General features: G+C 44.0%; 14 protein-coding genes. 6 read left to right on the plus strand and 8 right to left on the minus strand.

Translation table 11 applies throughout. The annotated features are described in order from the left end of the window. Positions 1-27: 27 nt before the first annotated feature. The 5 genes from dltD to J1C91_RS11560 are packed head-to-tail and all read right to left on the minus strand — an operon-like array spanning position 28 to position 4,490. On the minus strand, positions 28-1,296 hold the full coding sequence (dltD, locus tag J1C91_RS11540; protein ID WP_125439389.1) for a D-alanyl-lipoteichoic acid biosynthesis protein DltD: 1,269 nt from the start codon (positions 1,294-1,296) through the stop codon (positions 28-30). Further along, positions 1,289-1,528 carry a D-alanine--poly(phosphoribitol) ligase subunit DltC gene (dltC, locus tag J1C91_RS11545; RefSeq protein ID WP_002894204.1) on the minus strand — a complete coding sequence of 80 codons (240 nt, stop codon included), beginning with the start codon at positions 1,526-1,528 and terminating at the stop codon, positions 1,289-1,291. The genes dltD and dltC overlap by 8 nt, the downstream gene beginning before the upstream one ends. 19 nt (positions 1,529-1,547) lie before the next feature. Beyond that, on the minus strand, positions 1,548-2,792 hold the full coding sequence (gene dltB, locus J1C91_RS11550; protein WP_125439391.1) for a D-alanyl-lipoteichoic acid biosynthesis protein DltB: 1,245 nt from the start codon (positions 2,790-2,792) through the stop codon (positions 1,548-1,550). Then, positions 2,789-4,339, minus strand: a complete 1,551-nt coding sequence (gene dltA, locus J1C91_RS11555) for a D-alanine--poly(phosphoribitol) ligase subunit DltA (RefSeq protein ID WP_125439393.1) — start codon at positions 4,337-4,339, stop codon at positions 2,789-2,791. The genes dltB and dltA overlap by 4 nt, the downstream gene beginning before the upstream one ends. A gap of 19 nt (positions 4,340-4,358) precedes the next feature. Then, positions 4,359-4,490, minus strand: a complete 132-nt coding sequence (locus tag J1C91_RS11560; protein ID WP_002894209.1) for a teichoic acid D-Ala incorporation-associated protein DltX — start codon at positions 4,488-4,490, stop codon at positions 4,359-4,361. A 258-nt stretch (positions 4,491-4,748) separates the two neighbouring features. Between J1C91_RS11560 and J1C91_RS11565 the strand changes: the two genes are divergently transcribed. The 5 genes from J1C91_RS11565 (at position 4,749) to J1C91_RS11585 (ending at position 8,466) form a co-directional block, all read left to right on the plus strand. Continuing rightward, a complete protein-coding gene (locus J1C91_RS11565; RefSeq protein ID WP_125439395.1) occupies positions 4,749-5,087 on the plus strand; it encodes a PadR family transcriptional regulator in 339 nt (112 codons plus the stop codon). Then, the gene (locus J1C91_RS11570; protein WP_125439397.1) at positions 5,062-5,661 is read left to right on the plus strand and encodes a DUF1700 domain-containing protein; all 600 of its coding nucleotides are present in this window, start codon (positions 5,062-5,064) and stop codon (positions 5,659-5,661) included. The genes J1C91_RS11565 and J1C91_RS11570 overlap by 26 nt, the downstream gene beginning before the upstream one ends. Continuing rightward, positions 5,654-6,721, plus strand: a complete 1,068-nt coding sequence (locus tag J1C91_RS11575; RefSeq protein ID WP_004189406.1) for a DUF4097 family beta strand repeat-containing protein — start codon at positions 5,654-5,656, stop codon at positions 6,719-6,721. The genes J1C91_RS11570 and J1C91_RS11575 overlap by 8 nt, the downstream gene beginning before the upstream one ends. A gap of 145 nt (positions 6,722-6,866) precedes the next feature. Beyond that, positions 6,867-7,820, plus strand: coding sequence for a S66 family peptidase (locus J1C91_RS11580; protein ID WP_125439399.1), 954 nt, complete (start codon positions 6,867-6,869; stop codon positions 7,818-7,820). After that, a complete protein-coding gene (locus J1C91_RS11585) occupies positions 7,813-8,466 on the plus strand; it encodes an HAD family hydrolase (RefSeq protein ID WP_002908318.1) in 654 nt (217 codons plus the stop codon). Before J1C91_RS11580 ends, J1C91_RS11585 begins: the two co-directional genes overlap by 8 nt. Positions 8,467-8,549: 83 nt before the next feature. Here the strand turns inward: J1C91_RS11585 and J1C91_RS11590 are convergent, their stop codons facing one another. The 3 genes from J1C91_RS11590 to J1C91_RS11600 all read right to left on the minus strand — a co-directional run bounded on the left by J1C91_RS11590 (position 8,550) and on the right by J1C91_RS11600 (position 13,155). Beyond that, positions 8,550-9,809 (minus strand): carbohydrate-binding domain-containing protein, encoded by a 1,260-nt coding sequence (locus J1C91_RS11590; protein ID WP_032909153.1) that lies wholly within the window; start codon positions 9,807-9,809, stop codon positions 8,550-8,552. 19 nt (positions 9,810-9,828) lie between these two features. Beyond that, positions 9,829-10,542, minus strand: a complete 714-nt coding sequence (locus J1C91_RS11595) for a polyphosphate polymerase domain-containing protein (protein WP_002908321.1) — start codon at positions 10,540-10,542, stop codon at positions 9,829-9,831. Between the two features lie 189 nt (positions 10,543-10,731). After that, complete coding sequence (locus J1C91_RS11600; RefSeq protein ID WP_002908323.1) at positions 10,732-13,155, minus strand: YhgE/Pip domain-containing protein; 2,424 nt, start codon at positions 13,153-13,155, stop codon at positions 10,732-10,734. A 375-nt stretch (positions 13,156-13,530) separates the two neighbouring features. Here J1C91_RS11600 and J1C91_RS11605 point away from each other — a divergent pair, with 375 nt between their 5' ends. Then, on the plus strand, positions 13,531-14,235 hold the full coding sequence (locus tag J1C91_RS11605; protein WP_009659567.1) for a DUF4947 domain-containing protein: 705 nt from the start codon (positions 13,531-13,533) through the stop codon (positions 14,233-14,235). Positions 14,236-14,309 lie beyond the last annotated feature (74 nt).

Consider the following 14,309-nt stretch of genomic DNA (forward strand, 5'->3'; position numbering starts at 1 on the left):
TAAAAATAAGGCTGGAAAGTCCCAACCTTATTTGAATTCTTCTGGTTTGCCAGTATACTGAGACCATTCCTTGCTGAAGAAGCGGTCATTGATCTGGTAGTTTGGCGCCGGCTGTGGATTGGCTACAAAAGGATCAACCGCCTTGTCAAAGGCCAGCCAGCCATTCCAGCCCATATGAATAGTGTCCTGCATGAAGTAAGGCTTGTCGCCGTCCTTAGAAAAATCAGCAATGTTAGTAAAACCCTGACTTTCCAGCTGGTAGCGAATCTTAGCCACCGTCCGCTGGTACATTTCAGGACTGAGTCCTGTATACTCCATCCACTTAGAATTGACCGGTGGAATGATGAAGATGACATTGGTCTTTGACTTGGCAAACTGGTCCAGAACCAGCTGCAAGTCGTTGTACTCAGGAGATTTTTCATAAGATTGCTTGGTTTGAAAACCTCTGAGCTTGGCAACCTTGCCGGCCAGACGAGTCTTGTAAAAATGATTGTCTATGCCGAATTGGTTGTTATTGGTCTTCTTCTTGGCTTCTGCTGTGGCAATCTCTTCCAAAGCCTGATAGGAGAAGGTGTCTGGCAAATCAGCCATATAAGGCAAAATTCGCTGGTCATAATTTTCATTGTTGAGGGCAGCAAAGTTGCTGAAAAAAGCATCTTGACGCTCATTAAGATGAGCCGTCATCTCAATATGGCGCTCTTCAAAGCTGCTCAGCTTTTTACCTTCAGACAGCTTCTGGACGCTCTCTGCCATAGCGACATCTGGATAGAGCTGAAGGAGGCGCTGAGCTGCATATTGCGCCGCCGCATCTCCTTGCTGCTGAGACAGATAAGCCGTCAGCTGATCACTGTTGAAGTACTGCTGAAAGGCCGAAGCATCATAGCCGGTCTTGGTAAACCACTGGGGCGACACTACATAGACCGCCGTTTGTCCCTCCAGCTCAGAGGACATCTGCTGCATACCAAAGTACTGATTAAATGATGCTGCCCCGCGCTGTCCTAGAAAATAGGGACGATAGGAGCGGTCGTATTTCTCAGCCAGCACTGCCGGATGCATACTATCAAAGCGCAGCCATTCGCTAGAGCCAAAGAAGGGAACAAAACGCATCTTCTTATCGGTCAAGGCTGTCACCTTCTTACTGCGGCTCTTGAAGTTTTCTGCTGTCAGGGTCACTGCTGAGCGCTTCTCCGCTTCTATATCATGCTTTTTATCAAGCGGATAGAAGAAAAAGAGCAGGGCAACCATGACCATGGCGCAGAAAACCGGCCCCAGAATCAGCCAGAGTCGTTTAAGCATTGCGAAGCTCCGTTACGCCTTCAACGATTTTATTGGCTGTGTTCCAGTCATCGCGGCCAAACTCTGATACTGGCACGCGGATATCAAAACGGTTTTCCAGCTCAACAATCAGCTCCACCGTTCCCATACTGTCTAGGACACCAGCGTCAAACAAATCCTCGTCCATCATATCTGACACATCTTCCATAAATAGTTCTTCAATAATTTCAATTACTTCTGCTTTTATATCCATTTTTATTCCTCATTCATTTTTATTTTTTAAACCAAAGCTCATTTAAAAATCCAGAAAAGATCAAAAATGAGAGCATGACTGCGTGAAAGGTCACCACAATCCCCAAAGCTTGGGTCCATTTATTGTCTGGCAGAGGCGGGAGCCCCTTAGCCTTGCGCTCTTTGTTTAGCGTTTTCTTCTTGCGCAGCCAGGCATCATTGACGACTAGACCAGCTCCATGAAAGAGACCGTAGGCGATATAATACCAGGTTACACCATGCCAGAAGCCCATAATCAGCATGTTGATCAGATAGGCCACACTAGAGGTCGTGTTGCGGTTTTTAAAGACCTTATTGCGCATCAGGACCATGACCAACCGCATAAAGACAAAATCACGGAACCAAAAGGACAGACTCATGTGCCAGCGATTCCAGAATTCTTTCAAATCGCGTGAGAGAAAGGGCTTATCAAAGTTGATAGGGCTCTTGATTCCCATGAGATTGGAAATAGCTAGCGCAAACATCGAATAACCGGCAAAATCAAAGAAGAGATCCAGACCAAAGACATACATGACGCCCAGAGTTCCTAGATTAAAGAAACCGCCGGTATAGAGAGCGTAGGTCTTGACATGGCCCAGCAGCAGATGTCCAAAGATATGGGCCAGGATAAACTTATAAAGGAAGCCTAGCATGATATACTTGACAGACTGCTCTAGCATATCCAGCAGCTCATCGCGCTCGGGAATGTTCAAATAGTCTTCATTGAAACGCTTGAAACGATCAATAGGACCGCTTGAAAAGGTCGGCATGAAGAGCAGGAAACGCAAGAACTCCCAGAGCGTGAACTCTGTCAGAACCCCATCGCGCATCTCAATCATCATCCCTACCGAGCGAAAGGTCAGATAGGAAATCCCCAAAAAGCCAAAGAGAGACTGATGACCGCTAATCGCGGGCTCTACCTTGACAAGCACAAGCGGCAGAACCGCCAGCAAGGTATGCAGATAAAAGATCCACTTGCTGTCCCGCGACCGGCGATAGAGTTTGTATGAATAAACCCAGACTATCTGCCAGATGACATAGCCCAGCAGAGCACAAAGCTGCGCCAGACTGGGACCTGTCAGCATCAGGACGATAAAGACCAAGCTGACCAAGGCTTCATAAAGGGGGAAGCGTTTCTTAAAGAAAAGTCCAACAAAGATTGGCAGAACTGCCAGAACGATATAGACAAAGTAAACTGGATTGCCGTAGGGTTCCAAGTGAGGCAGCTTTTTCAAGAAATCCATCATCGCTTATTGACCTCGCTAATCAGCCCCTTAATGTCAATCTTGCCATTCGGGGTCAGAGGCAGGGTCTCTCGATAGAGGAACTTGGACGGCATCATGTAGGACATCATGATATCTTGCAGATCTTCCTTGATTGCCTTGGTAATATCGATTTCTCGCTCAAACTGCTCAGCCACACCGTCTTTGAGAATGACATAGGCCAGCAGATTTTGGACCTTGTGGTCCTTATTGTAGCGGGGCACAGCCACTGCAGATTCAATGTATTTCGATTTGTTCAGGTTCTGAGACACATCCTCCAGCTCAATACGGAAACCATTCAACTTAATCTGGAAGTCCATCCGGCCACCGTAGAGTAGCAGACCTTCATCTGTCATCGAGCCTACATCTCCTGTATGATAGGCTGGCAGACCTTCAAATTCAAAGAAGGCCTCCGCTGTCTTCTCAGGATTATTCAGATAGCCTTTGGATACAGCTGGGCCGCAGACGATGATTTCTCCCTGCTGGCCATTCGGCACCTTCTGCCCCTCTTCATCAATGACAAAGGTAGGAGAGTCCGCCTTGGTATAGCCAATCGGCAGGCGCTTGCAATTTTGCAGCATCTCATCAGTCACTGCTACTGCAGACAGGGCCACTGTTGCCTCAGTCGGACCATAGGCATTGATAATGCGAGCTTGAGGGAAGCGAACGCGCAGCTTCTGAGCTGTCTTGACTGTCAATTCCTCGCCGTCAAAGTAGAAATGCGTCAGCTGAGGCAGCTTCTGGCTATTAAAATCATCCGACAGCAAGGCCATGTCCGCGAAGGAAGGTGTCGAAGTCCAGATAGCAATAGGCAGACTGAGAATCGTCTCAAACAGCTGCTTGAAATCCTGAGTCACAGCCGAAGGTAGGGCAAAAAGAGTCCCTCCCAAGGCCAAAGTCGGTGCCCAATACATGACTGACAAGTCAAAAGAATAAGGCGGTTGAGCCAACATTTGAGGACGAGCTGGAGTCGCAAACTCCTTATCCGTAATCATCCAATTCGTAAAGCTAAGCAGATTATTGTGGGAAATCTGAACTCCCTTAGGCTTGCCAGTCGTTCCTGATGTGAAAATGATGTAATAGTTATCATCTCCTTGCACTGGATGGCTAAGCTCATAGGACGCTCCATCTCTGAAGGCTGTCTGAACTTGCTCCGCACTGAAAATAGGAGCTGTCACATCTGCCAGCGGAAAATCATTGATAGCAATAATCAAGCTTGGCTCAGCAACTTCCACAATCGCTGCCACACGCTCCAAGGCTGAATGGCTGTCGATAGGAATGTAGGCATGACCAGACTTGGTCAAGGCCACAAAAGTAGCCAGCATTTCGTATTCCTGACCGCCAAAGACCACAACCGGAGACTTGTCAGGAAGTCCCAAACGGTCAATCTGAGCCGCCAACGAATCGGAATCCTTCTTTAAATCACCATAAGTATGAACTTGACCTAAAATATCATAGACCGGAAAATCCGGCTGCACCTGAGCAAAATGCTCAATCGCCTCAATCATATCATGTATCACTTTATTTGACATTGTTTCCTACTCTCTCACATTAAAATTCATTATAGATAAAGCCACCCTGACCCTGACCCAGATAGCTAAAGAAATAAAGCAAGGCCAGAAAGATAACAAAATATAGTAGGGTTTGGCCTAAAAATTTATATAGGGTTTGATGTTTTTTCATTGATCTCTCTTATATTTTTAGTTAGACTTACACCATTTTACCATTTTATGGAAGATGTTTTCAACACAAAAGCTAAGGAAGATGTAAAGTTCTTGTAAGGAAGAAATATACTTTGATGTGCCTTATAAACAGCCATTAAAAGACTTTTTCAAAAAATATATAAAAATTTTATATATTTTGCTTGACTTTTTTCCTAAGAGGTTGTAGACTATATATAGAAAGATTATATATAAATATTTTACACAAGGAGGTGGTCCTATGTCTTTCCCCACATCATCGGCTTTGATTGAGTTTCTCATCTTAGCCATCCTTGAAAAAGACGATTCCTACGGTTATGAAATCAGCCAAACGATCAAGCTGATTGCTAATATCAAAGAATCAACACTTTACCCCATTCTGAAGAAGCTGGAGCAAAATGACTGCCTCACGACTTATTCGCAGGAGTACCAAGGACGAAAACGAAAATACTATTCACTCACTGCCTACGGGCATGAACATTTACTCACTCTAAAAGAAGAGTGGCAAACTTATACCATGACCATCAACGGTATCATAGAAGGGAGCATCCGTCATGACAAGAACCGAGTATCTAGCTGAGCTAGAAAAATATCTGAAAAAACTGCCACGCAAGGACTACCAGGAAGCTATGGATTACTTCACTGAGTACTTCGACGAGGTAGGCCCAGAGGGCGAGGCAGCTGCTATTGCTGATTTAGGCAGCCCAAAGGAAGCGGCCCACGAGATTATGCTAAATCTTTTGGACAAAAAAGTCGAGGAAGATAATCAAGACAGCAGTTCATCAAAAAACACTAAGAACATCGTCCAGATTGCTATCCTATCCATTTTGGCAGCACCCTTGGCTATTCCGCTCTTTATAGTAGCAGCACTTTTGATTATTATTTTCTTCCTCTTCGTCTTTATCTTTGCTCTAGTCATGGCTATAGGTGCCTTTGCCTTCTTTATTTTTGGAATCAGCCTGATCTGGGACACTTTGACAGTGGGACTGACAACATCGATCCCGGCCTTCCTGTTCACTCTGGGGCTCAGTGTTCTAGTTCTGGGACTGTCCGGCATCTTCTACGCAGGCATTTCTCCTGTTACTCAGTTTGGCAAGGCTGGCTTTGTCAAACTAGCTCAACTTTTCGCAAAGAAAGGAACACGTCATGGCTAACATCAAATTGAAAAAACCTCTTTTATCTGCAGCTATTTTAGCCTGCCTCTTTGGTGGAGCCCTGACAACTATCGGCTCCATTACAGGCGGTGTCAATGACTTGGTCAATTCTACCAAAAGCAAGGTAAAACTAACGAAAAAAGAAGAAAGTTTCTCTGATCTTTCTTCCCTAAATATCAACTTAGCAGCTAGAAACCTCGTCATCAGCGAATCTCCTGATGACAAGGCTCACTTGACCTATTACCAAAGAGACGGCAACTATCAGATTGGCGGCAGCATGCTTGGAAAAATAACAACAAGTTCTGAAAATGGAAACTTAAACATCAAGGAAGATGGTGCAGACTCCTTCCACATAAGCACTGACATCCGCTCCTTCCACATAAGCACTGGCATCCGCTCCTTACTCAGCTTATTTGACCAAGAATCTCAGGAGAAGCGTACTGTGGAGCTTTCCCTGCCCAAGGGGACCAAGCTTGAGACATTCAGCGGCAGTTCGTCATTAGGAGATGTTACGCTGTCCAATCTATCAGCCAAAAATGCTGACTTCTCTCTATCTCAGGGCTCGTTGACTGTGAATGATGGCCAATTCGCATCTGGTAAATTTAAGAACTCTCTGGGAGAGATTACCATCAATAACAGTCAGATTAGCTCTGGAAAAATCATTGATTCTTCGGGTACCATCACTCTGAGCAACAGCCAGTTCGCATCTGGCGAAATATCAAACTCTCTGGGAGAGGTCAATCTAAACTCGAGCAAAATCTCCGACAGCACTCTGAAAATCTCAAGCGGCTCACTGAACTCTGAACAGTTGGAATTAGCTGGTACAATCTCTATCACTAACCAACTGGGCGATATTAATCTGCATCTGGTTTCTGGCAGTTTGTCGCAGCTATCCTTTGATCTGAAAACGGATCTAGGTGAAATTGACATCCCTAGTAGTATAAGTGTAGAGCACTCCAAAGGCCATGAACTTGGCGGCTCTGCCATCCGTAAAGTCGAAAATCCGACAACTACACTTACTGCCAGCGTCGAAAGCGGTAGCATTAAGCTCAGCGAATAAATCATAGAAAAGAATATATACAATCAGGGAGTCTTCAGCGGCTCCCTTTTTTTGATAAAAATTCCCGCACTGACCTAAGTTTGCTTTACAGGTCTTGGCCTTTGTGCTATGATATTCTATAAAAATTTATCACAAGGAGGTTCCTATGAAAAAACTCACACCTGGCATGCACATTCGGGTCGTTAGCCCCTCAGCGTCAATCGAACACATCGGTGGCTTTGAGGCCAATCTAGCCGCCAAGGAGCGCTTAGAAAAGTTAGGATTTACCGTGTCTTTTTCGGAACATTATCTGGAAAATGATATGCTAGACTCTGCCTCCATCGAAAGCCGGGTGGCAGACATTCATGCTGCCTTTTCGGATGACTCTGTTGATGCTATTCTGGCCACCATCGGCGGATTCAACTGCAATGAGCTCCTACCCTATCTGGACTTTGAATTGATTGCTAGAAATCCTAAGATTTTCTGCGGCTACTCAGATACAACAGCCTTGCTCAACGCTATCTATAGCAAGACCGGCATGAAAACCTACATGGGACCGTCCTACTCCAGCTTTAAGATGGATGCCCTGCAGGACTATCAGACCGAGAGCTGGCTCAAGGCCATCAGCCAGACTTCTTATGAATTGACTCCTAGTGAAAAATGGGGCGACAATGCTTGGTATCTGCCCGATGCGCCAATGACCTTCCATGAGACAGAGTGGAAAGTCTATCATCACGGGCAAGCCCAAGCCACTATTATCGGCGGCAATCTCTCCACTTTCTCACTTCTGCGCGGCACCCCCTATGCCCCGACAGATGAAAACTATGTCCTCTTTGTTGAAGAGGCGGAGGAAGATGATTATGTGGAGTTTGACCGCAATCTAGCTGCCCTCCTTCAGGCCTATCCTAACCCGAAAGCCCTTCTCATCGGCCGCTTTCCAAAAGAATGTCAGATGACAGAGGAACTGCTCCTTTATATCTTGGATAAACATCCAATTCTAAAGACGATTCCCGTCCTCTATGACTTGGACTTTGCCCATACTCAGCCACTCTTTACCATTACCATCGGTGCTCAAGTGACAGTGGATACGGAGAAGATGTTGATTAAGATAGATGAGTAAGGCATATCATAATTACTGTGGAGGTAGTAAAATGTCAGCTCATAAATGGTTGTTTTTTGACATTGGCTCTACTTTGATTGATGAAAAAGAAGCCTATCAAGATAGAATTAGGAGAGCAATTACAGGGACAAATATTAACTACGATATTTTTTATGCTCGTATGGTTGAACTGTTTAAAGAAGGCAAAAAGGGAGACTTGGAGACAATAAAAGAATTTAACTTAGAACGTCCCATTTGGAACTCTAATTTGGAGAAATTATACCCAGATGCCCAAGTGGTCTTAAAAGAATTGCACAACCGATATAAAATCGGAATCATCGCCAACCAACTACCTGGCCTAAAAGAACGTTTGAAAAAAATGGGACTATATCAATGGATTGATTTAGTTGTCTCTTCTGCAGAGCTCGGACTTGCCAAGCCTTCCCCTGCCATTTTCACTTTAGCTTTAGAGAAAGCTCATTGCCCTTCTCAACAAGCTGTCATGATTGGTGATCGAATAGACAATGATATCATACCTGCTAAAGCACTAGGAATGACAACTATCTGGTTAAAACAAGGTTTTAGTGCTTATTACCAACCCCAACGACTAGAAGAAAAACCTGATTTCACCATAGAAAATTTATCGTCCCTCTTAAGTCTTCTATAAAAGATTGCTTTGCAGAAACATAGCTGCATCCCCGTCTTTTTCATAAATTAATAAGGCAGTTCAAATTGAACTGCCTTATTTTCTTATCGTCCACCAAAACCGCCTTGGCCGCCTGGGGCACCGCCGCCACCGGGTCCACCAGCGCCAGGTCCGTCGGCTGTGATTTCTGTTCGGCTTTCACCATTGACCGTGATAGTACCGCCAGTGTAGGTAGCTGTTCCGTCAAAGTCAAAGGCAGATACCGTAGAAGTAATATCCAAGTTTCCTCCTGACATGATGACATCGCCGTTGGAGTCGATAGCGTCTGTATCGCCTTCACCGACCTCGACCTTGATATCGCCACCAGTAATCTTGATAAAGATATCAGCGCCAGTTACGTCACTAGCTGCATTGATCCCATCATCCGTCGCATAAAGATCCAGTTTACCGCCGTTAATGGTAACATTGGTTCCTTCCAGAGCTTCTACACTCTTGGAAACCGTAATCGTTCCACCATCAATCAAAGCAATATTGCTAGCATGCAGACCATCATCACCAGCATTAATCGTGATGGTGCCGGACTGGATACAGAGATTCCCCAGAGAAGTGTCTTCATCATTGTCCGCGTGGATAGCATCTTCTGTCGCTGTGATATCGATAGTAGCGTCCTTGATATTAATGGCTGAAGCTGCAGACAGACCATTCTTAGCTGCCTTGAGCGTATAAGTGCCACCTGTCACCCGCAAGGTCTGCTCAGACTTAATCGCTGTTTCATACTTGCCGTCAACTGTCAGACTTCCAGAGCCATTGAGAGTCAGATCAGAGTTACTATAGATAGCTGCATCTGCATCCGTATTGCTATGATTTGATGAATCTGAGATTGTGTTTTGGCTGCCGTCAGCCAGAGTTAGGCTTGTTTTACCCGCATTTTCTACTAGGATAGCTGCGTCTGTCCCGCTCATGGTTACACCATTTAGGACGATTTGAACCTTGTCGCTATCACCTGCTTTGACGACAATCTGCACATTTTCACTCGTTCCGGAAACGACATAGGTCCCAGCTTCTGAGATTGTTACAGTAGAGCCAGAAACACTAGCACCGTCACCATAAGTCTTAGCACTAGAGCCGCTCAGGCTGATAGTCGTCGCCTTAGACTCATCATAAGAAGCGCCTGAGTCTTCTGAAGCAAAGTAATCAGAAGTATTGGTCTTAGTCTGACTGGTGCTGGTAGCATTAGCAGTCTGAGTGGTGCTTGAAGCTGTAGAACTGCTGGCGTTTGAGCTACATGCTCCCAGCACTGCTGTCATCAAGACCAGTGGAATCATCAATTTAATTTTTTTAAGGGTTGATTTTGATTGTTTCATTTTTCTTTTCCTATCTATTTTATTTGCTGCTGATACAGTTTGCTTTTTTATAAGCAAAGCCATATTTGGAGAAAGAGCTAGGAGACAGCTGGTAGCGATCCATAATCTCGCTCAGCCATAGCGGACAAGCTTCTGGAATCTTAACTTCCATAATCACGTGGTTGGCTGGTAGGAGATGATCTCCATGGCGACCAGCCAAGAGACTCAGATCATAAGGACGGTAGGTCAGGTCGTGATCAAAGGTAATCCGAATCCGCTCGTCCTCAATCCCCTTCATAGAATAACGATTGTAGCCGATATACATCATAGGCTGAATGTTGCCAAAATGCTGGGTCAACCAAGCCATTTCCTTATCTATCTGAAGGTCAGTCAGCTGACTGTAATCACCGTCCAGGTAGGCTTCCGCTGTCAGCAAATCTGCTGCAAGACGGCGTTTGGTGACCAGATTCTCCGTCTTTTTCTTGATTTCCAAAAAGACTTGACTATCCTCGGTCGGATGCTCTTGATAAGTCCGCAAACGCACCTTCTCATCAAAGCAAGGATTTTCCAAGGACTCACGAATAAGCTGATAAGATGGCGTATCGTAGTAGAGATTGTTAATGGTCGAATAAGCTCGCTCATCCTCCACCAGATATCCTTCAAACTCTAGCAATAGATCCAGCAAAGTTTCCTTGGAAATGATGTATTTGGTTTCAAAGCGCTGAAAATGATGTTGAAAAAATTTTTCTGCCATGGGCTTCTCACCTCTCTATCTTTCTTGAATGTAATGCAATTTTAAAGATGAAAACTTAAAAGAAAGATAAAGAAAACTTAAAGAAAACAAAACATCTCCCTTTTCAGGAGATGTTGGTTAGAGAAAAAGTAAACGAATTACAGATAGACTTTTCATCTACATTTTTACAGATTCATAAAAGCACGAACCCTAAGCTAGCTGTTTTTTATCTGTTCGATAAACTAGAGTACCAAGTGTCATGAAAAGAACTAAAACAAAAGTAAGGAAGAGGACCTGAGTACCGATTTGACCATTCATGGAAATCGTTTGACGTAAGCCCGATACAGAATAGCTCATTGGCAGCCAAGGGTTGATAACTTGGAAAATCTTACTAGTCAGCTCCAGCGGATAGGTTCCTGCACTAGAAGCCAGCTGTAAAAGCAAGAGAATCAGAGAAGCAAAGGCGCCGAGCTTGCTATCCCAAGTAACCAAAGCCGTCACAAGAGCCATAAAGGTCATGCTGGCTAGGACAATCAAACCAAGGGTTGCCCACTCATGGTTTGCAGATAGGCCTATCAAGTGCACAGCACCATAGACCAAAACACCCGCTACGACAGATATGACTCCATTTACCTCTATACGGGCCTTCAACCAGTCTCGTCTCGTCTTAGGTTCTTGACCTGATGGAAGTGTGCTAAAGATGATATTAGTTGAAATAGCTGCCACAAATAAAGCTACTGAAATCATATAAGGCGCCATTCCAATGCCGTTTTTCTCTACCTTATTCTCATCTGTCTTGCTCAGTGTCAGAGGATCTGCTAGAGTTTTTGCATTGTCTTCCTTGGTTGAAACAGCCGACAATTTATCGCCTGCATCTGAGAGGCCATTGGACAAATCGCTCGTTCCCACGGTAAGTTTAGAGAGATTATCCGTTAAAGCACTGCTGCCATCAGCCAGCTTCTCTGTGCCACTCGCTAATTGATTGGTTCCATCTGCTAATTTCCCGAAACTAGAGGTCAATTCTGGCGATTTATCTGTTAATTGGGCAGCCCCGTTTGCTAATTTTGTTGTATTTGCTAGCAAATCAGGGTTCTTACTTGCCAAAGCTGATGTCCCCTCAGATAGCTGACCGACTGCATTGGTATAACTTGTCACCCCTTGCTCCAATTGTGTCGCGCCGGTCGTTAATTTTTCATTTAGGGTATCTACACCTGCGACTAGTTGATTGGCTCCTCCGCTTGCTGAACCGAGGCTAGTACTCACCGTTGACAAGCCATTATAAAGGCCATTTATCAGATTAGATGCTTGGGGTAAAACCTGAGTAGAAGTGTTTCCCAATTGACTAATTTTCGTTTGACTGGTAGCTTTTATCACTTCAAGAGAAGCCCTCATCGTATCAACTTCTGATAAAATTGCCTGAGCAGATTGATCACTTCCTGCTTGACTAGCACCGACTGCTGCGTCAATCTCAGCCTTAGCCTCACTAGAAAGCCCTTGATAAGCACTGGTCCCTTGGACACTTGCCAAAGCTGCGGCCTTGGCATCCTGATTGTTATTGATAATGGCTTGAGCGGATGCTGCTATGCTAGTCAGTGAAGCTTCAATGCTGTCTGTCGACACTGCTGAGTCACTTGCTGCAGCTTGAATACTAGCATTCAACTGTGTCAAACCGTTTGCTAAATCATTGACGTTTTGCTGGTTGTTAGCTAAGGTGGTATCTACCGAGGACTTTAATGTGGCCAAGCCAGTATTCAGATTTGTCACACCTGTCGATAAGGCCTGAACTCCATCTCCTGACTGGGTGAGCTGTTGGAATCCACCCAATAAGTCTGCTGATCGACCCGACAGCTGATTTGCACCTGTGGCCACAGTACTTACACCACTAGTATAAGTGTTTATCCCATTTGACAAACTACCCAGTCCAGACGATACTTGTGCAACACTCCCAGTATAAGTCTGTAGTCCTGTGTTAAATTGAGCTGCACCGGACGATAATTTGCTCGTGGCTTGATTCAGAGTTCTTAAATTATCTGCAATTGTCTGACTGCCTGAACCTAGTTGTTGGCTGCCAGATGCTAATTGCTGAGCACCATCGGATGCCTTCACCAAGCCAGTTTTTAGATCTCCCATATTCTTAAATAAGGCGTTTGTATAAGTATCCGTGACATTTTGCGCCACCGTCTGCTTCAAAGAAGCCATGGCTGAATCACTCATCTTACCAGCAATAAAACTGTGGCCACTAGACGTTTGATAGTCAATCTTCATTTGCTGAGGATTATCGGTCAAAACACTGGCTGCACGTTCAGATAAATCACTTGGAAGCGTCACAACCATGTAGTAATCACCCTTTTCCAGACCATTTTGAGCGTCTTCTTTACTGACGAAGTGAAAATCCAGATTTTTATTTTCCTTGAGGCTGGAAACAACATCCTCGCCTATAGACAAGGTCTTACCACTAGCAGTTACAGCTTTATCCTGATTGACGACCGCCACTGGCAAGTCCGATACCTTTCCATACGGATCCCACATGGAGCTCAGGAAAATAACATTATACAAGGCAGGAATCAAAGAGACTCCTAACATCACAATGATAAAAGTCGGCTTTTTTAAAATAGCTTTCCATTCTTTTAACATATCTACCTCCTAAAATTATACACAGTGTCCAAATTTCAATAAAATTGATTATACACCAATCGAAAATTATTACAAGTTTATTTTTTAAAAAAAATGGACACCGTGTCCAATTTTGTTTAAAAAGATTGCAAGGAAGCGGAATAAGTTAGTCCTACTGTCTTTAATCCCTGAATAATCTGTAAACAAAAGGTATTTTCCCATAGGTAGGTACACAGAAAATCAGTTTTATGTTAGAATTATTAGCGGAGCATATAGAATTAAATGTCAAACTTTTAAATTAATTATATGGTTCCATGTGAAACACTGTTGTCAGCAGATGCCTCATATCACAATAGCTCAAGTAAGATTGAGCATAGTAAAGAAAGGTTTAAGATAATGAAAAAAAGAACACTATTTAGCTTATTTTCTCTAGCTGCAGTACTATTTCTGCTGTCAGCCTGCCGTTTCCTTGTACCATCTAATTCAGATTCTACCACTCGCTCTTCTAATTCGGATAAATCAGGAAAAAAAGTTAGTTTAAAGGATTCCTCAAGCTCATCAAAGCAATCTTCCAAAAGTAGAAGCAGCTCCCCTAGCAGCAGTAGTTCTTCCAGAAGTTCTAGTAAAGAAAATAGTAGTTCTAGTAAGGATATAGAAAAAACCACAGATGGTCTTCCAGAAGATGCCGATCACGCTAAGAATGATAAGATTTATGCGACTGGCAATGCCAAGGTCTATTACCAATCCTATGAATCTGGCGGTTTTGAAGCTCAAATTCCTGAATTTAAAGGATATACCCAAGAAAAAGTCAAAAGTATTCTCGGCGAACCAGAAAAAATAAGCACCGATCTCGCTTCTGAATATGAAGCCTTCCAAAACAAAGAATTAGAAAATCTTAAAAGACTGGTTCAGGAGCAAAAAATAAGTACCGAACAAGCGCGTGCTTTCTTAGCGGGTGTAGTTGACATTGCTCAAGCATCAAGATTACAAAATACCTACACAATTTACTCTTATAAAAATGAACAAATTTCTATTATCTTCTCACAGGAAGGCGAGCTACTTTATGTCACTCCTGACCCTGACTACCTCTACTTTAAATAATGTTCATAACAAAAGCCGAGACTTTACTTTAAGCCTCGGCTTTATTATTTTACCAGTCGACTAAGCCTAATCAG

It is taken from the genome of Streptococcus sanguinis (genome assembly GCF_050222175.1).
In the GTDB taxonomy this organism is placed as follows: domain Bacteria; phylum Bacillota; class Bacilli; order Lactobacillales; family Streptococcaceae; genus Streptococcus; species Streptococcus sanguinis_M.